19 protein-coding genes are annotated in these 22,517 nt (G+C 69.7%); 8 read left to right on the plus strand and 11 right to left on the minus strand.

What is annotated here, in order from left to right:
• Nucleotides 1-11: 11 nt before the first annotated feature.
• From J2Y58_RS15640 to J2Y58_RS15655, 4 genes are all read left to right on the plus strand, one after another.
• Nucleotides 12-1,028: an LLM class flavin-dependent oxidoreductase gene (locus tag J2Y58_RS15640; protein ID WP_310104977.1), complete on the plus strand. Its 1,017-nt coding sequence runs from the start codon at nucleotides 12-14 to the stop codon at nucleotides 1,026-1,028.
• 266 nt (nucleotides 1,029-1,294) lie between these two features.
• Nucleotides 1,295-2,908, plus strand: coding sequence for an NAD(P)/FAD-dependent oxidoreductase (locus J2Y58_RS15645; RefSeq protein WP_310104981.1), 1,614 nt, complete (start codon nucleotides 1,295-1,297; stop codon nucleotides 2,906-2,908).
• The gene (locus tag J2Y58_RS15650) at nucleotides 2,905-3,444 is read left to right on the plus strand and encodes a pseudouridine synthase (protein ID WP_310104984.1); all 540 of its coding nucleotides are present in this window, start codon (nucleotides 2,905-2,907) and stop codon (nucleotides 3,442-3,444) included. The genes J2Y58_RS15645 and J2Y58_RS15650 overlap by 4 nt, the downstream gene beginning before the upstream one ends.
• Nucleotides 3,441-3,797 (plus strand): reverse transcriptase-like protein, encoded by a 357-nt coding sequence (locus J2Y58_RS15655; RefSeq protein WP_310104985.1) that lies wholly within the window; start codon nucleotides 3,441-3,443, stop codon nucleotides 3,795-3,797. Before J2Y58_RS15650 ends, J2Y58_RS15655 begins: the two co-directional genes overlap by 4 nt.
• Nucleotide 3,798: 1 nt before the next feature.
• Here the strand turns inward: J2Y58_RS15655 and J2Y58_RS15660 are convergent, their stop codons facing one another.
• The 10 genes from J2Y58_RS15660 to J2Y58_RS15705 all read right to left on the minus strand — a co-directional run bounded on the left by J2Y58_RS15660 (nucleotide 3,799) and on the right by J2Y58_RS15705 (nucleotide 16,070).
• The gene (locus tag J2Y58_RS15660; RefSeq protein ID WP_310104988.1) at nucleotides 3,799-5,349 is read right to left on the minus strand and encodes a methyl-accepting chemotaxis protein; all 1,551 of its coding nucleotides are present in this window, start codon (nucleotides 5,347-5,349) and stop codon (nucleotides 3,799-3,801) included.
• On the minus strand, nucleotides 5,346-5,663 hold the full coding sequence (locus J2Y58_RS15665) for a hypothetical protein (protein WP_310104991.1): 318 nt from the start codon (nucleotides 5,661-5,663) through the stop codon (nucleotides 5,346-5,348). Before J2Y58_RS15665 ends, J2Y58_RS15660 begins: the two co-directional genes overlap by 4 nt.
• A 64-nt stretch (nucleotides 5,664-5,727) precedes the next feature.
• Nucleotides 5,728-6,264 carry an N-acetyltransferase gene (locus J2Y58_RS15670; RefSeq protein WP_310104993.1) on the minus strand — a complete coding sequence of 179 codons (537 nt, stop codon included), beginning with the start codon at nucleotides 6,262-6,264 and terminating at the stop codon, nucleotides 5,728-5,730.
• Between the two features lie 35 nt (nucleotides 6,265-6,299).
• Nucleotides 6,300-7,091 carry an enoyl-ACP reductase FabI gene (fabI, locus tag J2Y58_RS15675; protein WP_310105082.1) on the minus strand — a complete coding sequence of 264 codons (792 nt, stop codon included), beginning with the start codon at nucleotides 7,089-7,091 and terminating at the stop codon, nucleotides 6,300-6,302.
• Nucleotides 7,092-7,121: 30 nt separating this feature from the next.
• Nucleotides 7,122-8,072 carry a YihY/virulence factor BrkB family protein gene (locus tag J2Y58_RS15680; RefSeq protein WP_310104995.1) on the minus strand — a complete coding sequence of 317 codons (951 nt, stop codon included), beginning with the start codon at nucleotides 8,070-8,072 and terminating at the stop codon, nucleotides 7,122-7,124.
• A 6-nt stretch (nucleotides 8,073-8,078) separates the two neighbouring features.
• Complete coding sequence (locus J2Y58_RS15685; RefSeq protein ID WP_310104998.1) at nucleotides 8,079-9,035, minus strand: DnaJ C-terminal domain-containing protein; 957 nt, start codon at nucleotides 9,033-9,035, stop codon at nucleotides 8,079-8,081.
• A 60-nt stretch (nucleotides 9,036-9,095) separates the two neighbouring features.
• On the minus strand, nucleotides 9,096-9,983 hold the full coding sequence (locus J2Y58_RS15690; protein ID WP_310105002.1) for a transglutaminase family protein: 888 nt from the start codon (nucleotides 9,981-9,983) through the stop codon (nucleotides 9,096-9,098).
• A gap of 166 nt (nucleotides 9,984-10,149) precedes the next feature.
• Nucleotides 10,150-12,534 (minus strand): circularly permuted type 2 ATP-grasp protein, encoded by a 2,385-nt coding sequence (locus tag J2Y58_RS15695; RefSeq protein WP_310105004.1) that lies wholly within the window; start codon nucleotides 12,532-12,534, stop codon nucleotides 10,150-10,152.
• A gap of 208 nt (nucleotides 12,535-12,742) precedes the next feature.
• Complete coding sequence (ligD, locus tag J2Y58_RS15700; protein WP_310105006.1) at nucleotides 12,743-15,157, minus strand: DNA ligase D; 2,415 nt, start codon at nucleotides 15,155-15,157, stop codon at nucleotides 12,743-12,745.
• Nucleotides 15,150-16,070: a Ku protein gene (locus J2Y58_RS15705; RefSeq protein ID WP_310105008.1), complete on the minus strand. Its 921-nt coding sequence runs from the start codon at nucleotides 16,068-16,070 to the stop codon at nucleotides 15,150-15,152. The genes ligD and J2Y58_RS15705 overlap by 8 nt, the downstream gene beginning before the upstream one ends.
• A 154-nt stretch (nucleotides 16,071-16,224) precedes the next feature.
• On the opposite strand from J2Y58_RS15705, the gene pdxH reads away from it, so the two are divergent.
• From pdxH to J2Y58_RS15720, 3 genes are read left to right on the plus strand one after another with little or no spacing between them, the layout of a single operon-like run.
• Nucleotides 16,225-16,806, plus strand: a complete 582-nt coding sequence (gene pdxH, locus J2Y58_RS15710) for a pyridoxamine 5'-phosphate oxidase (RefSeq protein WP_310105011.1) — start codon at nucleotides 16,225-16,227, stop codon at nucleotides 16,804-16,806.
• On the plus strand, nucleotides 16,803-17,750 hold the full coding sequence (locus tag J2Y58_RS15715; protein ID WP_310105015.1) for a cation diffusion facilitator family transporter: 948 nt from the start codon (nucleotides 16,803-16,805) through the stop codon (nucleotides 17,748-17,750). Before pdxH ends, J2Y58_RS15715 begins: the two co-directional genes overlap by 4 nt.
• A 12-nt stretch (nucleotides 17,751-17,762) precedes the next feature.
• Entirely contained in the window at nucleotides 17,763-18,557 is a 795-nt protein-coding gene (locus J2Y58_RS15720; RefSeq protein WP_310105018.1) for a PhzF family phenazine biosynthesis protein, read from the plus strand.
• 74 nt (nucleotides 18,558-18,631) lie between these two features.
• On the opposite strand, the gene radC is transcribed toward J2Y58_RS15720, so the two are convergent.
• Entirely contained in the window at nucleotides 18,632-19,321 is a 690-nt protein-coding gene (gene radC, locus J2Y58_RS15725) for a DNA repair protein RadC (RefSeq protein ID WP_310105021.1), read from the minus strand.
• A 104-nt stretch (nucleotides 19,322-19,425) separates the two neighbouring features.
• On the opposite strand from radC, the gene J2Y58_RS15730 reads away from it, so the two are divergent.
• The gene (locus J2Y58_RS15730; protein ID WP_310105024.1) at nucleotides 19,426-22,503 is read left to right on the plus strand and encodes a YdbH domain-containing protein; all 3,078 of its coding nucleotides are present in this window, start codon (nucleotides 19,426-19,428) and stop codon (nucleotides 22,501-22,503) included.
• Nucleotides 22,504-22,517: the final 14 nt, after the last annotated feature.

A 22,517-nucleotide genomic window follows, 5' to 3' on the forward strand; every position in this document is an offset into this window, starting at 1 on the left:
GGACTAGGTATATGAAAAAGATCGGGTTCCTCTCCTTCGGTCACTGGTCCGACGCGCACGGTTCCGCCACGCGCTCGGCCAGCGACGTGCTGCTCCAGTCGATCGACCTCGCGGTCGCCGCCGAGGAACTCGGGGCGGACGGCGCGTATTTCCGCGTCCACCATTTCGCGCAGCAGCTCGCCTCGCCCTTCCCGCTGCTCGCCGCGGTCGGCGCCAGGACGCGGACGATCGAGATCGGCACCGGCGTCATCGACATGCGCTACGAGAATCCCTTCTACATGACCGAGAATGCGGGTGCGGCGGACCTGATCGCCGGCGGCCGGCTGCAACTCGGGATCAGCCGCGGCTCCCCCGAGCAGGTGATCGAGGGCTGGCGCTATTTCGGCTATGCACCCAAGCCCGGCGAGAGCGACGCCGACATGGGTCGTCGCCACAGCGAACTCTTCCTGCGGCTGCTGAACGGTGACGGGTTCGCCAAGCCGAACCCGCAGCCGATGTTCCCCAACCCGCCCGGCTTGCTCCGGCTGGAGCCGCATGCGGCGGGGCTGCGCGAGCGCATCTGGTGGGGCTCGGCGTCGAACGCCACGGCGGTCTGGGCGGCGCAGCAGGGCATGAACCTGCAAAGCTCGACGCTGAAGGCCGACGAGACCGGTGAGCCCTTCCACGTCCAGCAGGCGCGGCAGATCCGCGCCTACCGCGACGCATGGACGGCGTCGGGGCACACGCGCACCCCGCGCGTGTCGGTCTCGCGCTCGATCTTCGCGCTGACCGATGATCGCGACCGCGCGTATTTCGGGCGCGACGGCGGTGGCGACCAGATCGGCGTCATCGACAACATGCGCGCGGTCTTCGGGCGTTCCTACGCCGCCGAGCCCGACCGCCTGATCGAACAGCTTCGCGCCGACGAGGCGATTGCCGAGGCCGATACGTTGCTGCTGACCGTCCCCAACCAGCTCGGCGTCGATTACAACGCGCACGTCCTCGACAACATCCTGCGCCACGTCGCGCCCGCATTGGGTTGGCGATAAGGCGCACGTTCGTCTCTGCGTCTCACCGTTATACCGGCGCAGGCCGGGATCCAGCCGTGCCGCATGCGCCGAAGTGGCTGTTCTTGCGGCGACATGGACCCCGGCCTGAGCGGGGGGTGACGCAGGGAGTAGGCGCTGTCCTACATCACCGACCCTCGGTTATCAGACGCATATCGGCCCCCTCACATTCACTCCATGCCCCCGCCACTGTCTCAACATTCGCAACATTCGCCCCGCCCGACGAACCCCGCTAAAGCCCCGCCGCCATGATCCGCATCACCGACCTGAAACTGCCTCTCCACCACGCAGACGAGGCGCTTCCCGCCGCCATCGTCCGGCGGCTGCGCATCACCCCGCGCGACCTGATCCGCTTCACGGTGGCGCGCCGCGGCAACGACGCGCGCGAACATGGCAACATCCAGCTGGTCTATACCGTCGATGCCGCGGTGAAGAACGAGGGCACAGTGCTCGCGCGCAACCGCCGCGACCGCGACGTGTCGCTCACCCCCGACACCCGGTACCGCGCGCCGAGCCCCGCCAACATCGGCGCCCCCCGCCCGGTGGTGATCGGTGCCGGCCCATGCGGGCTCTTCGCCGCGCTGATCCTCGCTCAGGCCGGCTACCGCCCGATCATCCTGGAGCGCGGCAAGGTGGTCCGCGAGCGCACCAAGGACACCTGGGGCCTGTGGCGGCGCAGTGTCCTCAACCCCGAGTCCAATGTTCAGTACGGGGAGGGCGGGGCCGGCACCTTTTCGGACGGCAAGCTCTACAGCCGCATCAAGGATCCGCGGCACCTCAACCGCAAGGTATTGACGGAGTTCGTCAAAGCCGGCGCACCCGAGGATATCCTGACCGAGGCGCACCCGCATATCGGCACCTTCCGGCTGGTGACCATGGTCGAGAGCATGCGCGCCACGATCGAGGAACTCGGCGGCGAATACCGCTTCTCGACCCGGGTCAATGATTTCGACATCGAAACGACCGGAGGCCGGCGCCGCATCCGCGGGCTGCACCTGAACGACGGCGGCTATCTCGCCGCCGAGCACGTTGTGATGGCGATCGGACACAGCGCGCGCGACACCTTCGCCAACTTGGTCGCGGCGGGGGTCCATGCCGAGGCCAAGCCCTTCTCGATCGGCGTCCGCATCGAGCATCCGCAAAGCTGGATCGACCGTGCGCGCTTCGGCCCCGACGCGGGTCATCCCATTCTGGGAGCGGCGGAATATCACATCTCGCACCATTGTTCGAACGGGCGGACGGTTTACAGCTTCTGCATGTGCCCGGGCGGCACGGTGGTCGCCGCGACCAGCGAGGAAGGCCGCGTCGCCACCAACGGCATGAGCCAATATTCGCGCAACGAGCGCAACGCCAACTCCGGCTTCGTCGTCGCGATCGACCCCGACCGCGACTTCCCCGGCGACCCGCTCGCCGGTCTCGCCTTGCAACGCCATTGGGAAGCCAAGGCGTTCGTCGCCGGTGGATCGAACTATCACGCTCCGGCGCAGCGCGTCGGTGACTTCCTCGCCGGCCGCCCCTCGACCACCCTCGGCAGCGTCATCCCGTCCTATCGCCCCGGCGTGACCCCGACCGACCTGTCGGAATGCCTGCCCGACTTCGCGATTGAGGCGATGCGGGAGGCGATCCCGGTGTTCGGCCGCCAGATCAAGGGCTACGACCATCCCGACGTCGTGATGACCGGGGTCGAGACGCGCACTTCCTCGCCGGTGCGCTTCACCCGCGGCGACGACATGCAGAGCCTCAATACCCGCGGCCTGTACCCGGCCGGGGAGGGGGCCGGCTATGCCGGCGGCATCCTGTCGGCCGCGGTCGACGGCATCCGCGTCGCGGAAGCGGTGGCGCAGCAGATCGCGCGCGCATGACGCTGATCCTGTTCAACAAGCCCTATGACGTGCTGAGCCAGTTCACGGATCGCGGCGCGCCCACGACCCGCGCGACGCTATCGGATTACATCGACGTGCCCGGCGTCTACCCTGCCGGTCGTCTCGACCGCGACAGCGAGGGGCTGTTGCTGCTCACCGACGACGGCCGGCTACAGGCCCGCATCGCCGATCCGAAGTTCAAGCTGCCCAAGACCTATTGGGTGCAGGTGGAGGGCGTGCCCGACGATGCCGCGCTCGCGGCGCTGCGCACCGGCGTGTTGCTCAAGGACGGCCCGACCCGCCCCGCCGAGGTCGAGCGCCTCGATGCTCCTGCCATCTGGCCGCGCACGCCCCCGATCCGCTACCGCGCCAGCATCCCCGACACGTGGATCGCACTCACGATCCGCGAGGGGCGGAACCGCCAGGTCCGCCGCATGACGGCCGCGGTCGGTCACCCGACGCTGCGGCTGATCCGCCGACGGATCGGCGGCTGGATGCTCGACGACCTCGCACCCGGAGCGTGGCGGCGCGCATGAAGATCTTCTTCGACGGCGGCTATTCGCCGGCGGGCATGGAATATGCGCTGGTCGCCGGCGGCCGCACCTATATGCGCCGCGATCTGGGTGAGGGCACCAGCATGGCGGCGGAGTGGCACGCCCTGATCGCCGCGCTGACGCTCGCCAACGACCTGGGGCTGGCGGAGGCGCTGCTGCTCGGCGATGCCGCGGCGGTGATCGCGCAGGCGCATGGCGCGATCCGCTGCCCGCCGGCTTGCCGCGACCTTTCGGCGCGTTTCCACGCGCTGCCCCGTCCGCCGCAGCTGCGCATCCGCTATATCAAGCGCACGCAGAACCTCGCCGGCATCGCACTGGAAGCGATCCGGCGCTAGCCTACTCCCCGACCGCGCGATCGCGCGTCAGGAACGCGACGAACTGGTTCGTCGACGCGCGCAACGTGCGTGCGCTCGTCGCCAGGTCGCCCGCGCTGGTCCGCACCGTCGCCGACAGAGTCGATGCCTTCCCGATCGTATCGACCAGCGTGCCGACGCCGTCGCCGATCACCTCGGCCATGCGCGTCGCATGGGTTGCGCCGCCATCGACCTCCAGCGCGGTCGCGCGCTGCTCTTCGACCGCGCCGGCGATCCCGCGCGCCGCGCCCGACACTTCCTCGATGGCGTCCGTCACGTTGCGCAACTTGTCGCCGGTGTCCGCTACGCCCTCGCGGATCGCCACGACCAGCGCGCTGATCCGGTCGCTGGCGCGCGTCGTGTCCTGCGACAACGCCTTCACCTCGCCCGCGACCACCGCAAACCCCCGCCCCGCCTCGCCCGAGCGTGCCGCCTCGATCGCGGCGTTTAGCGCGAGCAGGTTGGTCTGCGCGGCGATCCGGCGGATCTCGTCGAGGAAGCCGTCGATCTGCAGGGCTTGCTCCTCCAGCATCGCCGCGGTCTGCACGCTGCGCTGGGCGGCGATGGTGGCATCGTCGCTCAGCGTCGACTGGCGCGCCGCCGCCACCGCGATCGTCTGGATCGATCGCGACAGGTCGCGGATCGAAGCGGCCACCTGCGCGACTCCCGCCGCCGCGTCGCTGGCCCCGCTCGCGGTCGACTGCACCTCGGTCCGCGCGCGGGCGGTACCGTCCTCCAGCGTGATCGCGGCCTGTTCCAGTCGTTCGCTCGCCTGCGCGATCCCGCCGACGATCGACGTGACCGATCGCTCGAACTCGTGCGCCAGCATCGTCAACTCGCCGCGCCGTTCGCGCGCCGCCTTGTCGGCCTGCTCCTGCCGTCGCCGCCGTTCGAGCGCGGCCTCCTGTTCCGCGACATGCGCCTGCTCCAGCGCGCGCTGCGTGCTGCGACGTTCGTCCTCGGCGATCGCGGTCAGATCGTGTGCACGCGCAAGCGCCGCCGCTTGCGCCGCGAACAGCCGCTCCAGCATGATCGTCACGACGGTCAGCACGCCGAACTGCAATCCCACCGCCACCACATGAAAGCCGACGCGCCCCAGATTGCCGTTGCCGGTGAACACCCATTCCGGCACGAACCACTGCAGCAGCAGGTGATGGACCGCGGTCAGCGCCGTTGCCAGCGCGATCGGTCGCCAGTCGGCGAGCACCAGCAGTGCGGCCATCGCGACGAAGAAATACATATGCGCGTCCATCTGCCACGCATGGCCGTGCAGCAGGAAGACGAGCAGCGCCGGGACCACCGTGGCAGGTACGCCCATCAGCGTGCGTGCGGTGGCGTCGTAGCGCCCGGCCAGCGCGACGACGGTCGGGCCGAGGTTGCCGATGATGCCGATCACCAGCAGCACCGGCGCGGCCCCGCGACCGAGCAGCAGGTCGCCGATCAGCAGCACCGCGAGCGAAATCCACCCGCCCCATGCCCAGCTGCGTACGCCGTTGCGGCGCATCCGGTCGAGCGGTGCGATCGGCGCGCTCATGCCGCCACCGCGCCGGCATCGCCGCTGCACCCCGCCGGCGGCGCAGCGACCAGCAGCATGTCCCAGCCGTCGACCCGCGCAGCGATGCGGGCGCGCTCGCCGACGACCACCCACGATCCGGGGAACGGTCCACGCCCCAGCAGCGCGGCACCGGCAGACAGGGCCACGCGCGCGGCCGCATCGGCGTGCCGATCGGCAAGCGGGACGAGCAGAATGCGTCCTTGCGCCGGTGGATACATCCCCATCGCCGCCAGCGCGGCAAAGCCCAACGCGACCTGCGCGGTCAGCAGCATGCGGTTGGAAAGGTTCGCCATTCCGAACGCTTGTAAGAAGCGGTACTTAAGGCTTCGTAACAAGCGTCCGGGATGATCGCCGCGATCAGCCGCTCGGCGAGTCGCTCGACAGCCGCGCGAAGGCGCGCGCATGGCGCGCCGCCCCGCGCGCGCCGCACGGCATCAACCCACCTTGCAACGGCAATGCCATCAGCTGGTCGCCGGCATAAGGTGAGGCGAACTGCCGGGCGTAATCGGCATGGAACCCGAACCGGGTGTAATAGGCCGGCTCGCCGAGCACGAAGCACAGCACCACCCGCTCGGCCTCCAGCCGTTCGATCCCGGCCTGGATCAACGCCTCGGCGACGCCCTGCCGACGATAGCGCAACGCGACCGCGACCGGCGCCAGCGCGACCGACACGATCGACCTGGCGGCGATATCGACCTCCATCCGGCTGAACGCGACCATCCCGGCCAGCGCGCCGCTGTCCTCATCGACCGCAACCATCACCAGCACCATGTCGCCATCGACGCACAGGAGGCGGACCAGATCGGCCTCGTCGGCGCGCGGGAACACGTCGCGCAGCAAGCCGTCGATCGCCGCCACATCCTGCCCCTGCGCCGGCCGGATCGCGATCGTCATGCGGCCGTCCTCTCCGCTCGTCGTGCCGACGCCGCTCACGCCAAGGCGATGTCCGGCGCGTCCTCGGCCTTCATGCCGATCACGTTATAGCCTGCGTCGACATGGTGGATCTCGCCGGTCACCCCGCTCGCCAGGTCGGACAGCATGTACAGCCCGGCGCCTCCGACATCCTCGATCGTGACTGTGCGGCGCAGCGGCGCGTTCAGCTCGTTCCACTTCAGGATGTAGTTGAAGTCGCCGATGCCCCGCGCCGCCAGCGTCTGGATCGGCCCGGCCGAGATCGCATTGATGCGGATGTTGTCGGGGCCGAGATCGACCGCGAGATACTTCACGCTCGTCTCCAGCGCCGCCTTCGCCACGCCCATCACGTTGTAGTGCGGGATGACCTTTTCCGCACCGTAATACGTCAGCGTCAGGATCGCGCCGCCGTCCGGCATCATCGCGCGCGCGCGCTGCGCCACCGCCACCAGCGAATAGGCGGAGATGTTCATCGTCATCAGGAAATTGTCGAGCGTGGTGTCGTAATAGCGCCCGCGCAGCTGCGACTTGTCGGAAAAGCCGATCGCATGGACGACGAAGTCGATCGTCGGCCATTCCTGCGCCAGCGCCGCGAAGGTCGCGTCGAGTGCCGCCATGTCGGACACGTCGCAGTCGAACAGCCGCGCGACGCCGAGTTGCTCGGCCAGCGGGCGCACGCGCTTCTCCATCGCCGCGCCCTGGTAGGAGAAGGCCAGCTCCGCGCCCGCCTCGCTCAGCTTCTTGGCGATGCCCCAGGCCAGCGACTTGTCGTTGGCCAGCCCCATGATGAGCCCGCGCTTGCCCGCCATCAGTTCGTTCACGCGATGTCCTGTTCTCTTCTATTCGGTCGATCCGGTCCCCTCTACAACCGCTTCGGGCGGCTCCGCCAGTGCTGCGTTGAGATGGGCGCCGAAGACGAGCCCCAGCCCGATGAGATAGAAGAAAAGCAGCATCACGACCACACCCGCCAGGCTTCCGTAGGTCAGGTCGTAACCGCCGAGCTGCGACAGCGCCCAGGGCAGCCCCGCCGTCATCCCCACCCACCAGCAGGTTGTGAACAGCGCGCCGGGCCATTTGCGCGCGTCGCTGCGCCGGTACTTCCCCGGCGTCACCGAGTAAAAGAGCATGTACAGCGCGCCGAACATGATCGCCGCCGGCACCAGCCGCGCGATGTTCAGCCATTCCGCGACATGCTGCGCGACGGGCAGTAGCCGATAGATGAACTGCTCCGCCGCGATCAGGATGCCTTGTACCAGGAACGCGAGCAGCGCGATCACGACCGATGCGATGATCGCCAGGCTAAGCCCCAGGCGCGCCCGCCACAGCGACTGGGACGAGCGCGTGCCATAGGCGCGCCGGAAGATGTCGCGGATCGTCTCGGCGAAGCTGCCGACCGTCCACAATCCGACCAGCGCCCCGAACCACAGCAGCGGCCCCGTGCGCGCCTCCAAAACGTTGCCGATCGGGGTGCGCAGTACCTCCGCCACGTCGCGCGGCAGCACCGACAGGAACCCGGCCAGCCCGTGCTGCACCTCGTCGCTCTGTCCGAAGATCGAGGCGACCGCCGCGGCGACGATGAAGAAGGGAAACACCGTCATCAGCGCGAGATAGGCGAGGTTCCCGGCGTGGATGAATCCGTCGGTCCACACACCCAGCGCCGCACGCTTGAACACTTCCCAGCCATAAGCGAGCGGGCGATGGCGGGCGAGCTGGCGATCGAAGCGCCGGCGTGCGGCGCCGTGGTGACGACCGCGATCTTCAGGTGTCAGCGATAGCGGCGCGTCGGTCACGCACGATCAGACGCCCATCGCCGCGCGCGGGTTCCCGCCGCCGTTCCAGTCGGCGACGAACGCCTTCAGCGCCGCGTCGTCGGCGGGAACGTCGACCACCAGCGTCACCAACTGGTCGCCACGCTCGCCGCCTTTGCGGTGGAAGCCTTTTCCCTTCAAACGCAATGTCTTGCCGGAAGTTGCGCCGGCCGGCACCGCGATCATCACCGGCTTGTCGACGGTCGGGCACTTCACCTTCCCGCCTTCGACCGCTTCCTTGAGCGTGATCGGCAGGTCGAGCCGCACGTCGTCGCCGTCGCGCGTGAAGAAGCGGTGCGGCTGCACCTCGATCGTCACGATGGCGTCGCCAGGACCGCCGGGACCGTCATCGCCCTTGCCCGCCAGCCGCATCTGGGTGCCGGTCTCGACGCCGGCCGGCAGCTTGAGGTCGAGCGTGCTGCCGCTCGCCAGCGTCACGCGCTGCGGCGCCAGAGTCGCGGCGTCGGTGAACGGCACGCGCAGCGCATAGGCGACGTTTCCGCCCTTGGGCGGGGGCTGCCGCCGCCCGAACCCGCTCGAAAAACCGCCCGCCGCGCCGCCGCCACCGCGCGTGCGCCCGCCGAATAGTCCCTCGAAGATGTCGCTCATGTCCGGGCCGCCGGCGCCGCCACCCATCCCGCCCATATCGAAGCCCTCGGAGCGGAACCCGCCGCTGCCGGCCTGTCCGCGCTGCCCGGCGCCGAACCCGAACGGTGCGGTCGGGTTGCCGTCGCCGTCGATCTCGCCGCGATCGAACCGCGCGCGCTTGTCCTTGTCGGTCAGGAGGTCGTATGCGCCCGTGACCTGTCCGAAGCGCTCGGCGGCCTTGGGATTGTCGCGGTTGCGGTCGGGATGCAGCTCCTTGGCGAGCTTGCGATACGCTTTCTTGATGTCCGCCTCGCTGGCGCCGCGCGCCACGCCCAGCGTCGCATATGGATCGGCCATGTGTTCCCCGGTTGGTGTGTTACTGGCCTATGTGGGGCAGGAGCCTTCGCAGCGCAATCGTCATGCGGGTTCCACGATCGGCGCCACGTCGACGCTGACCTCCATCGCCTGCGCGCCCGAGCCGAGCACCACGCCGTCGACCGGCGCGATCTCGGCATAGTCGCGCCCGACCGCGACGATGATGTGGTCCTCCGCCATCCAGATGCCGTTGGTGGGATCGACCCCCACCCAGCCGCGCGCCGGCCCGCACCAGATCAGCACCCAGGCATGGGTGGCGTCCGCACCCACCAGCCGCTCCTGCCCGGGCGGCGGGATCGTGCGGATATAGCCCGAGGCGTAGGCTGCGGGCAGCCCGGCGGCCCGCAGCCCCGTCAGCATGATCTGCGCGAAGTCCTGGCACACGCCGCGACGCTTGGCGAACGCCTCGTGCGGGGGTGTGTCGACCAGCGTCGCGGCCGGATCGAAAGCGAGGTCGCGCTGGATCCGCTGCGCCAGCGCGATCCCGGCCTCCAGCACATTGCGCCCTGGGGACAGGTCGGGCGCGCAATAGTCGGCGATCGCACGATCGAGCGGGATCAGCGGCGAGGGGTAGAGATACGCCGCCGGTCCCGCCGCCGACACGTCGTTCGACGCGCGCGCCAGTGCCGAAACCTCGGCGATCGTCGGATCGGCGGCGTCCGGCACCGGCACCAGCCGGTCGACCGTCAGCCGCGCGACGCTCTCGATCGTCAGCTTCCGCACCCGCTCGTCGACCACCAGCCGCGTGACGTGCGCCAGCCCCGCTTCGGCATGCGCCGGCGTCGTGCGCCCCGATGGGGCGACGTGCAGCGCATAGTCCTCCAGCCGCTGTCCCGGCCAGTCGATCGGTTTTAACCGTAGGTTACAGCGCGCGAACTTGACCGCATTGCCATAGTCGAAACGGGTGATGTGACGAATGTGATAGCGCATGGTTCAGGCCGTCCCGCTCACCGAAACCGCTCCTGCTGAGCTGGCGGCGAGCCTGTCGAAATGTCGTCTCGACGCACGGTGGAAACGAGCACCCCACGAGATGAGGCGTCGACGTGGCTCAGCCTTTCGGCAGGGCGAACGGAGGTGATATTACCGAAGGAAAAGCTCACGCCAGCGTCAACCCGCTCGCCCGCAACGGTTCGGCCCCTTGCAGGAAATACCGCCGCGCGACCGCCTCCGACAGGCGGAACAGCCGGTTCTCGACCTCCAGCAACGTCTCCGGATCGAGCAGCGCCGCCTGCGCTGGCGCGACCAGCGCGTACAACTCGGTCGCCTCGATCTGCTGCGGCTCGGCCATGCCGTCGTCGCCCAGCACGGGCAGCGCGGCGAGGTGCTCGCGGATCCGCTCGACCTGATAGGCGAGCGCGCGCGGATTGCCGGGGTCGAGTACCGTCAGGTCGACCACCGGCACGCGTGCGATGCCGGTCAGGTAGCGCTGGCGATAACTGATCTGGCTGTCGGCGAGGTCGAGCAGCGTCGACAGATCGGCGGTTGACGCGCCCGACATGCCGAACACCCGCGCTGCGCGCGTGATCGCCCGCGCACGTTCGACCCGTCGCCCCAGATCGTGGAAACGCCACGCCGCTGTCCGCCCCATATGCTCGGCGGACAGCCCCGCGATCGCGGCATAGCGACGCTGGAGCGAGCCCGCGCGGTCGAGCATCCCCCGGTGCGTGGGGAATGGCGCATCGAGCAGCCGCACCATATCCACCGACAGCCGGTCGCGCGATCCGCCCGCGATCCGTTGCGCCTGCGCGTTGATCGCGGCGACCGATTGCCAGCCGCCCTGCGTCTCCATCGCCGCGCGGGCGAACGCGGTCAGGTCGGCGCGGCGCAGGCTGGCGGGGGCGGGCGCCGCACCGGCGTCGACGATCTCGCCGACCAGCCGCGCGATCGTCGCCTCGTCCGGCGCGGCTCCGGTGTCGGCGTCGATCGAATGGCCGAGCATGACCCGGATCGATGCCAGCAACGCCTCGCCCCGCTCCAGATAGCGGCCGAGCCAGAAGAAATTGTCCGCCACGCGGCTCGGAAGGGTGCCGGGATTGCGCCGGATGTGCAGCGAATCGGGGGCGGGGAGCAGCGACATGGGGGCGACCGGCTCCGCACCATGCACGCACACGTCCGCCGACCACGTACCCTCGCCCAACACCGCGGCCCGCGGGTCGGCATGTTCGCCGATCCGCGCGAACCCGCCGGGCAGTACCTGCCAGTGGCCGTGCGCATCGCGCGCCGCGAACACGCGCAGCGTGAACGGGCGCGGCTCCATCCGGTCGCCGATCACGACCGGCATCGTCGACAGACGGACGACCTCCTGCCCGACATAATCCTGCGGGCGGCGCGCCAAATCGTCGACGAACGCGTCGCGCTGCGCGGGCGTTAGGTCGGCGCCCGCGATGTTGCCCTCTCCCGGCAGCCCCAGAGTCCGCGCGCCGAAGGCGGAGCATAGCAGCATCGAATCGAGCTCGGCCGCGACATGTGCTGCCTCGCGCGGCTGCCCGCACCACCAGGTCGCGATATTGGGGAGGATCAGGTCGGCGCCGGTCAGCCGCGTGGCGAGTTGCGGCAGGAAGGCGCCGAACGCCGTGCTCTCCAGCACGCCCGCGCCCGGCGCATTGGCGAGCACGACGTTCCCCTGCGCCCAGACGTCGATCAGCCCCGGGACCCCGATCCGCGAGTGCGAATCGAAGGCGAGCGGATCGAGCAGCCGCGGATCGAGCCGCCGCCACAGCGCGTCGATGCGCTTCAGCCCGCCGATCGTGCGGACGTACAGCCGATCCTCGAGCGCGGCGAGATCGTCGCCCTCGACCAGCAGCAGCCCCAGGTAACGCGCCAGATGCGCCTGTTCGGGGTAGCTCGGATTGTAGCGGCCGGGCGTCAGCAGCCCGATCCGCGGATCGCTGCGCCGACAGGCGGCAGCCAGCCCCTCGCGGAACGCCGCGAAGAACGGCGCATGGCGGCGGACGTTCAGCCGCGCCTGCAACCCGCCCAGCGTGCGGCTGACCGCCAGCCGGTTCTCCAGCGCATAGCCCGCCCCGGTCGGCGCGCGCAGGTGATCGGCGAGCACCCGCCACTCGCCCGACGGGCTGCGGCCAAGGTCTACCGCGACGAAATGAAGGTGGTGCCCGCCCGGCGGTTCTAGTCCGACCAGCGGGCGCAGGAAGAAGGGGCTGCCGGTGACCAGCGCGGCGGGGAAATGCCCGCGTTCCGCCAGCTTCGACGCGCCGTACAGGTCCTTCAGGATCGTCTCGAACAGGTCGGCGCGCTGGACGATGCCGCGCTCGATCGTCGCCCATTCTTCGGCCTCGATCAGCAGCGGGACCGGGCTGACCGGCCACGGCCGCTCGGAGTCCTCGCCGATGATGCGGAAGCCGGTGCCGATGTCGACGGCATGGCGCTGCACGCGCTCGCGCGCATGGCCCAGGTCGTCGCCGGCGACCGCTGACAATTCCTCCAGTACCGCGATCCACGCGTCTGCGGCACCGGCCCGCATCGTGTCCGACGGAGCGCCCGTGTAGTCGTCGAAGCGGCGGCGCGCGTGCGGGCGCGTGTCAAAGGCGGGCTGCGTGGCCAGTTGCTTTCCCTCGTCGCAAGGCTCGCAGACCGTAGTGGACCACCTGCGGTAAGGAAACGGAATTGTGGCGGTGCCGTTCCGTCATTCCCGTCCGTGCGGAGACGGCGTTTCTGGATGCGGCCGAACCTCAGAAATCCGGCAACACCTGCTCCGCCACGCCCCAGCCCGCCAGTGCCCGCCCGTTCGCGCGTGCGATCAGCTCCTCGGCATCGCCGACATGCCAGCGCGCGGCCGTTTCCAGGTCACGCAACTCGGTCCACGACACCGGCGCCGCGACCGGCGCGCCGGCGCGGGCTCGCGCCGAATAAGGCATGATCGCAGTCGCACCGCGCTGGTTGCGCAGATAGTCGATGAAGATCCGCCCCTTTCGCTTGGCCTTGCTCATCACCGCCACGAAGCGATCCGGATCGGCCTGCGCCAGCGCGCGCGCGAAGCGGTCGGCGAAGTCCTTCACCTGCGGCCATGCCGCCTGCGGGGTCAGCGGCACGACCACGTGCACGCCCTTGCCGCCCGACAGCAGCGGGAAGCTCGCCAGTCCCAGTTCGGCCAGCTGCTCCTTCAGGTGCACCGCGGCGCGTTTCGTTTCCTCGAACCCGAGTCCTTCGTCGGGGTCGAGGTCGAACACCAGCCGGTCGGGCGTTTCCAGCGCATCGACCCGCGCGCCCCAGCCGTGGAACTCGATCGTTCCCATCTGCACGCACGCCACCAACCCGTCGGCATCGTCGACCCACAGGTAATCCTCGGTGGTGCCGTCCTTCTCGCGGATCGGCACCTGATGCACCGCGTCCCCGAACGACCCGGCGTCATGCTTCTGGAAGAAGCACGCGCGCGCGCGCCCTTGCGGGCAGCGCACCAGACTGACCGGGCGGTGCCCGGCCCAGGGCAGCATGATCCCCGCGACCGCCGCATAATGATCGGCGAGATCGCCCTTCGTGACCGCGCTTTCGGGGAAGATCACCCGGTCGCGGTTGCTGATCTTGATGCGGCTCTTGGCGGGCGGCGGCGGGGGAGCGGGACGCTCCGCGACCACCTCCTGCGCGGGCTTGTCGCCGCGCAGCCCGATGAAGCTCGAATGGCGAAGCACCCCGTCCGGCGTCGTCTCGGCAAAGGCGACCTCCGCGACCAATTCGGGCTTCACCCAATGCGCGCCCTTCACCGCCGTGCGCGGCGCCTCGACCGTCGCGGTCTTGCGCGCCAGCGTCTCCAGCCGTGTCCGCAGGTCATCCATGGTCGCGGCATCGAACCCGGTCCCGACCTTGCCGGCATAGCGCAGCGTGTCCCCGTCGTGCACGCCCAGCAGCAGCGAGCGCAGCCCGCGCGTCTTGGTCGACGGCAGCCAGCCGACGATCAAGAATTCCTGCCGCTGGATGCACTTGGTCTTCAGCCACGCCTGCGTCCGCCGCCCGCGATAGGGCGCATCGGCCTTCTTCGAGACGACGCCCTCGTATTTCTCGCGGCACATCGCCTCGAACAGCTGCTCGCCCGCGCCGTGGACATGCTCGGCGAAGCGCAGCCGCTCCTCGCCCTCACCGACCAGCGCGCGCAGCCGCTCCTTGCGCGCGACATTCGGCCGGTCGCGCAGATCCTCGCCGTCGATCTCCAGCAGGTCGAACGCGAACAAGGTCATCGCCCCGCCCGCGCCGATCGCTTCCTTCAGCGTCGAGAAGTCGGGCCGCCCGTCCTTGAACGCGACGATCTCGCCGTCGATCAGCGCGGTGGTGCAGGGCAGCGCCGCTGCCGCCTCCGCGACTCCCGCGAACTTGTCGGTCCAGTCGAGTCCGCTGCGCGTGTAGACCGTCGCCGACCCACCCCCGACCGCGACCAGCGCGCGGTAGCCGTCGTACTTGACCTCATGGATCCAGTCGCTGCCGGTCGGGACATGATCGACCAGCGTGCAAAGCTGCGGCGGCTCGAACGCGGGCGGGGGAACCTTCTTCCCGCGCTTCTTCCTGCTCGTCGGCGCGGCAGCCCGCTTCCCCTCGGCGATCTCCTGCATCGTGCGCCCCGTCGCGACGCTCGTCAGCGCGGTTTCGACCAGCGTGTCGGTTCCGCCCGCCTCCGCGTCGTCGATCTTGCGCAGCAGCCAGTTCTCGCGCTTCTCCTTGCCGCGCGGCCGCAACCGGATCAGCAGCCACTCGCCCTTCATCCGCTCGCCGTCGAGCACGAAGTGCAGGTGTCCCTTTTCGATATCGGCCGCGCTCTTGCCCTTCACCGGCGACCAGGTGCCGCGGTCCCACAGCATCACCGTGCCGCCGCCATATTCGCCGGCCGGGATCGTCCCCTCGAACGTCGCATAGGACAAGGGATGGTCCTCGGTGCGCACCGCCAGCCGCTTCTCGTCCGGATCGAGGCTGGGGCCCCGCGTCACCGCCCAGCTTTTCAGGACGCCGTCCACCTCCAGCCGGAAGTCCCAGTGTAGCCGTGTCGCATCGTGCTTCTGGACGATAAAACCGTTGCCGTTGCCCGGCGCAAGCGTCCCCGCCGGCTCGGCGGTTTTCGAGAAGTCGCGCTTTGCGTTATAGGCGCCGAGCGGATCAGGCACGTTTCTTCGCCGCCGTCGTCTTGGTCGTCGATGCCTTCGCCGGCGCGGCCTTGGCAGGCGTCGCCTTGGCCGCGGGCTTACGCGTCTTGCGCTCGGGCGTCTTCGCCGCCGGTGCCGCGCCGCCTTTGCCCTCCATCGATTTCTTCAGCGCCGCCATCAGGTCGACGACGTTCGATCCCGATCGCGCGCCGTCATCGCCCTTGTCCTCGATGATCTTGCGCCCCTTCGCCTTCTTCTTCCGCTCGATCAGGTCCTTCAGCGCATCGACGTAGCGGTCGTGGAATTCGGCCGGATCGAACTTCGCCGCCTTCTTCTCGATCAACGCCTCCGCCAGGTCGAGCAGCTCGGCATCGGGCTGGTCGTCGGGGATGTCGCGAAAATAGCCCTGCGCGCGGTGCACCTCGTCGGCATAGCGCAGCGTCTCCAGGATCAGCCCGCGCCCGCACGGCTTCAGGCTGACGACATATTCGCGCCCGCGCATCGCCAGTTGCCCCAGCCCGACCTTGCGCGTCCGGCGCAGCGCCTCGCGCAGCACGATGAACGCTTCCTCCGCCAGGTCGTCGGCGGGGACGACGAAATACGGCTTCTCGTAATACAGCACGTCGATCTCGTGCGCGTCGACGAACTGCGTCAGCTCCAGGGTCTTCTTCGATTCGAGCTTCACCGCGTCGATCTCGTCCTGTTCGAGCAGCACATATTCGCCCTTCTCGATCTCGAACCCCTTCATGATCTCGTCGGGATCGACCGGGCCGACGCCGGGCGCGACCTTTTCGTACTTGATCCGCTGCCCGCTCGGTTCGTGGATCTGATGGAAGCTGATCTGCGCGCCGGACTTGGTCGCGGAATAGATTTCGACCGGGATCGACACCAGCGCTAGCCGGATCTGCCCCTGCCAATATGCGCGCGCCGCCATCGGAATCGAACCTCTCGTTGCGAGGGCGATTCAATCGCTGGGCGGTGACGGGAGTTCCCGGAGACTAACGCGCGTCTAGCATGGAAGCAGATCACGTGCGCCGAGGCCCACGACAATGATGACGAACCGGCCTGATCGCGGTAAGGACGCGGGCATGTCCGACGACCCCTTCGCCCTGTTCGACCGCTGGTTCGCGGAAGCGCGTGACAGCGAGCCGAACGATCCGAACGCGATGGCGCTCGCCACCGCCGATGCCGCCGGTCGGCCGTCGGTTCGGATGGTGCTGCTCAAGGGCCACGGGCCGGAGGGCTTCGTCTTCTATACCAACCGCGGCAGTCGCAAGGCGCGGGATCTCGCTGTCAATGCGCAGGCAGGGCTGCTCTTCCACTGGAAGTCGCTTCGCCGCCAGATCCGGATCGAGGGGGCGGTCACCCATGCCGGCGATGCGGAAAGCGACGCCTATTTCGCGACGCGCGGCCGCGATTCGCAACTCGGCGCCTGGGCGTCGGACCAGTCGCAGCCGCTGGACGAACGCGCCACCTTCGAGGCACGCTTCGAGGAGATGAAGGCGCGCTTCGACGGGCAGGACGTGCCGCGCCCACCGAATTGGGGCGGCTACCGCGTCACGCCCGACCAATTCGAATTCTGGCACGACCGTGCGCACCGCCTGCACGAACGCCGCGTCTTCACGCGTGGTGACGACGGCGATTGGCGCGAAGGATTGCTGTTCCCATGACCCGCGACGAACGCCGCCGCGTCGTTCCGTTGGCGATGCGCGCCGCGCTTGCCAGCGTGGCGATGGCGTGCACGCTGCTGCTCGTGAAGGGCTATGCCGCCTGGCACACCGGCTCGGTCGCGATGCTCGGCAGCCTCGCCGATACCGGGCTCGACCTGCTCGCCAGCCTCGTCACCCTCTACGGCGTGAAGCTCGCCGCGGAGCCCGCCGATCACGATCACCGCTTCGGTCACGGCAAGGCGGAGGCGCTGGCGGCGCTGTTTCAGGTCGTGCTCATCACCGCCTCGGCGATCGGTATCGCGGTGCAGGCGATCCGGCGCTTCTCCGACCCGGTCGCCAACGAGGATGCGGGGCTGGGCATCGGCGTGTCGATCGCGGCGATCGTCGCCACCTTTGCGCTGCTCGCCTACCAGCGCAGCATCATCCGCCAGACCGGCTCGGTCGCGATCATGGCCGACAACGTCCACTATCAATCGGACATGCTGCTCAACGTCGCGGTCATCGCCGCCCTGGTGCTCGACCAGTATGTCGGCATTTCGGGCGCGGACCCGGTGTTCGGCATCGCGATCGCGGCCTGGCTGGCATTCGGCGCCTTCCAGGCGTCCAGCCAGGCGATCGACATGCTGATGGACAAGGAATGGCCGGAAGCGCAGCGTGGCGCCTTCATGGAGGTCGCCGCGCGCCAGCCCGGGATCCGCGGCATCCACGATTTCCGCACCCGCCGCGCCGGCAGCCACGATTTCGCGCAATTCCATATGGAGGTCGATCCAGACCTGTCGGTGCGCGACGCCCACGACATCGTCGAGCGTGTCGAGCGTGCGTTGCGCGACACGTTCCCGCGCGTCGAGACGCTGATCCACCTCGATCCCGAAGGCCATGTCGACACCGACAATCCGCTGGTCGAGGCCGACGTGACGCCGCACTGGTTCTCGAAGCGGCTGTAAGGACCGGCCGGCATGCGCATCCCGTTCACCCAGGTCGATGCCTTTGCCGACCACACGTTCGCCGGCAATCCGGCGGCGGTCATGCCGCTGGCGGCGTGGCTCGACGATGCGGTGCTGCTGAGCATCGCGCAGGAGAACAACCTGTCCGAAACCGCCTTTCTGGTCCCTGATGGCAGCGGCGCGGCGGACTACGAATTGCGGTGGTTCACCCCCGCTTCGGAGATCGCGCTCTGCGGCCATGCGACGCTCGCCAGCGGCCATGTCGTGCTCGCCTCCGATCCCGACCGCGCGCGCGTCCGCTTCGCCACCCGTCAGGCGGGCGTGCTCGAGGTGGCGCGCGATGGTGCGGGCTATGCGCTGGCGCTCCCCGCGCTTGCGCCGGAACCGCGCAATCTGCCCGGCATCGTCGCGGCGCTCGGGGTCGAGCCGGTCGAGACGCTGTGGCACGACGGCGGCTATGCGGTCGCGGTGCTCGCCGGCGAAGCCGCGGTTCGCGCCTGCACCCCCGACCAGCGCGCGCTGGCGCAGGAGGGTCGGCTGCTCGTGATCGTCACCGCTCCCGGCGACCGGACGGACATCGTCAGCCGCGCCTTCACCCCCGCCTTCGGCATCCCGGAAGATCCGGTCACCGGCAGCGCGCATGCGGTGATTGCGCCTTATTGGGCGAAACGGCTCGGGCGCGACAGCTTTTCCGCCTGGCAGGCCAGCGCGCGCGGCGGCCGGCTCGGCTGCCGGCTCGACGGCGACCGCGTCGTGTTGCGCGGCACGTGCGTCACCACGATCGAGGGCACGTTCCTGCTGCCCTGAGCAAATATTCCCCTACCGCCCGTGCGGAGCGTGTCGAAGGACGTCCGCCTTGGCGCGCCACTCCGATTACCGCCTTACATCAACCCCTTGGCGCGCAGGCTCACCTGCCCGTTCAGCCCGACGATCAGGTGATCGTGGACCGCGATGTTCAGCGGCTTGCCCGCCGCGACGATCGCGCGCGTGATGTCGATGTCGGCGCGGCTAAGCGAGGGGTCGCCGGACGGATGGTTGTGGACCAGGATCAACGCCGCCGATCCCAGGTCGAGCGCGCGCTTGATGACCTCGCGGACGTGCACCGCCGCCTCGTCGATCGTGCCGCGCGCCATCACTTCGTCGCGCACCAGCATGTTGCGGGTATTCAGGTGCAGGACGCGGAACCGTTCGACCATGTCATGCGCCATGTCGGCATGAAGGTAATCGGCCGGCGCCTGCCAGTTCGACAGCACCGGTGCCTCGCGCGTGCGGGTGCGGACCAGCCGGATCGCGGCGGCATGCACGATCCGGATCGCCGCTGCGCTCGTCTCCCCCATCCCGGGCACCCGCGCCAGCGTGGCGGGATCGGCGGCGAGCAATCCCGGCAGCCCGCCGAACTCGCGCAGCAGCGCCTTGGCGAGCGGCTTGGTATCCTGTCGCGGGATTGCGAGCGCGAGCAGATATTCGACCAGTTCGTGGTCGAGCAGTCCCTCGGGATCGGCCAGCAACCGCGCCCGCAGCCGCGCGCGGTGCCCCTTTGCATCCAGCGCGCGCGTTTCGTCGTCGGCCATGCGTGCCGGGGTAGGTCGGTTCGGGTCCCGGCGCAATTGCGCGGGCGCGTCGCGCTGCCCTATGGTCGTCCGCGCATGAGCGCCACGGCACAGCAGCGGACTCGATGGCGTTGAGCAACGCCGGGCGGCGCATCGTCGTGGCGGTGTCGGTTCTGGCGCTGGCTGCGGGCGGCGGGCTGTGGCTGTCGCGCGTGCCGATCTCGACCGGCGTGATCGACCGCGAACTCGCCGCGAAGGGCGTCACCGCCCGTTATCGGATCGCCGACCTGGGGCTTGGGCGGCAACGGCTCACGAACGTCGTCATCGGCGACCCCGCGCGTCCCGATCTTGTCGCGGATTGGGTCGAAACGCGCACCGACGTTGGTATTTTCGGGGCGAAGCTGGTCTCCGTGCGCGCCGGGCACGTGCGGATCGCGGCACGGTTGCGCGACGGACGCGTGTCGCTGGGTGCGATCGACCGGCTGTTGCCACCCCCGTCCGGCGCCCCGTTCGCACTGCCCGCGCTCGACGTGGACGTCGCCGATGCCCGCATCGCGCTCGACACGCCTTATGGCCCGGTCGCGCTCCGCGTCAGCGGGCGCGGGCAACTCGACGACGGCTTCCGCGGGCAGCTGGCGGCACGGGCTCCCAGCCTATCGATAAAAGGTTGCGATATAAGGGACTTGCGGGGCAGCGTCGCCCTGCGCGTCACCGCCACCGCCCCGCGTGTCGACGGCCCGGTGCGGGCAGCGGCGCTGGCCTGCAACGGCGTCGTGGCGCAGGGTGTGGTCGCCGACCTCGACCTCGGTCTCTCGCCTGCGCTCGACCGCTGGTTCGGCCGAACGCAGGTCGCCGCGAACCGCATCGCCACGCGCGCCGCACGGCTCGACAACGTTCGCGTAACTAGCGGATTTCGCGGCGATATCGACCGCACCACCGGTATGGCGACGGCGACCGTCACGCGCGCGCAGGCAGCGGCAGGGCGCAGCGGGGCCGCTGTTTGGGAAGGGCAATGGCGGGTCGGAACGGCAGGCGCGACGCTGGCGGGACGCCTCGATGCACAGCACGTCGCCGTGGCACTCCCGCTCCGTAACCGCCTAAAACAGCTGGGTAATTCCGCGGACGGGTCGCCGCTGGGCCCGCTCGTCGCCGGTGCGGCGCGCGATGTGGGGCGGGCGGTGGGGGATGTGCGGGTCGATGCCGATGTGGCGGTGGCGACCGGAGACCCGACGTTGGTGACGGTCGAGCGTGCGGTGGTGACCGCGGCGACCGGCGCGCGCGCCACGCTGGCGAGCGGGGCGATCACCGTCGGGCACCCGGCGGGCGTTCAGATCGCGGGGCGCATGACCCTGGGCGGTGGTGGGCTGCCGAGCGCGATTGTGCAATTGAATCAAGCCGCTCCAGGCGCCCCGCTGTCGGGCGTGGCGGTCGTCCGGCCGTATGCGCGCGATGGCGCGGCGCTGGCGTTGACGCCGGTGCGGTTCACGACGGGAGGCGGGGGCGAGACGCGGATCGCGACCGTCGCGACGGTGACCGGGCCGCTACCCGGCGGGCGGGTCGAGGCGCTGCGGGTGCCGATCGGTGCGCTGTGGGGGCGGGGCGGTGCGCTGACCATCAATCCCGGGTGCACGTCCATCACCTATAATAGCATCGTGTTTTCAAGTTTGTCGCTGACCGGGAACGCGGTGCGGCTGTGTGCGACCGGCGCGGCGCTCGTCGGTGTCGCAAACCGGAGGATCACCGGCGGCGCGCGGCTGGGAACGACGCGGCTGGCCGGCACGCTCGGCGGATCGCCGTTCGCGCTGACCACCGCCGGCGCGACGATCGGGCTGGCCGGGCGCGACATCGCGCTGACCGATGTTGCCACGCGGATCGGCACGACGCGGATCGATGCGACGCGGCTGGCGGGGCGGGTGACCGCGCGCGGGGCGGAAGGAACGTTCGCGGGCGGCGGCGGGCAGGTCGGCACGGTACCGCTGGTGATGAGCGCGGGCGAGGGCGGGTGGACGTTCGACGGGCGGCGGCTGGCGCTGACCGGCCAGTTGCGCGTCGCCGACGCCGCCGCCAGCCCGCGCTTCCAGCCGATGACCGCGCGCGACGTCACCTTCGCGCTGGAAGGCGATCGGATCCGCGCGAGCGGGCAACTGGCCGAGCCGACCACCGGCACCAAGGTCGCCGACGTGACGATCGCCCACGGACTGGCGAGCGGCGCGGGCACGGCGCGGCTGGACGTGCCGGGCATCACCTTCACCAAGGACTTCCAGCCCGAGTTGTTGACGCGGCTGACCTTCGGGGTGATCGCCGACGTGCAGGGCACGATGCGCGGCAGCGGCGACATCCGCTGGGACGCGACGGGCGTCGCGAGCACCGGCACCTTCGCGACCGACACGATGGACCTGGCGGCCGCGTTCGGCCCGGTGCAGGGGCTGGCGGGCACGATCCGCTTCACCGACCTGCTCGGGCTGGTGAGCGCGCCCGACCAGATCGCGACCGTCGCGTCCATCAACCCCGGCATCGCGGTGACCGACGGGCGGATCGTCTATCGACTGCTTCCCGACCTGAAGGTGCAGGTCGACACGGCGCGCTGGCCGTTCGCGGGCGGCACGCTGACGCTCGACCCGACCACGCTGGATTTCGACTCGGCCGCCGCGCGGCGCATGACCTTCCGGGTCGAGGCGATGGACGCGGGCAAGTTCCTGCAACAGTTCGACTTCGAGAATCTGAACGCGACCGGCACGTTCGACGGCGTGCTGCCGATGATCTTCGACCAGAGCGGCGGGCGGATCGCGGGCGGGCGGCTGGTGGCGCGCCCCGGCGGCGGGTCGATCGCGTATCTGGGCGAGCTGACCGAGCGCGACCTGGGCTTCTGGGGCAATCTGGCGTTCCAGTCGCTGCGCTCGCTGACCTATCGCAGCCTGGACGTGCAGATGGACGGGCCGTTGGCGGGCGAGATGGTGACGGGGGTGCGCTTCACCGGCATCAAGCAGGGCGAGGGCGCGCAGAGCAACTTCCTGCTGCGCCGGCTGACGCGGCTGCCGATCCAGTTCAACATCACCATTCGCGCGCCGTTCCGCGGGCTGATCGATTCGGCGGCCAGCTTCTACGATCCGCAGCGGCTGGTGAAGCGCAACCTGCAAGCCTTGATCGACGAGCAGAACCGGAAGACGGGCGTTCAGCCGCCCGCAAGCGAGAAGAAGCCATGATGCCGACAGGATTG

It is taken from the genome of Sphingomonas sp. BE138, assembly GCF_031456125.1.
GTDB lineage: Bacteria > Pseudomonadota > Alphaproteobacteria > Sphingomonadales > Sphingomonadaceae > Sphingomonas.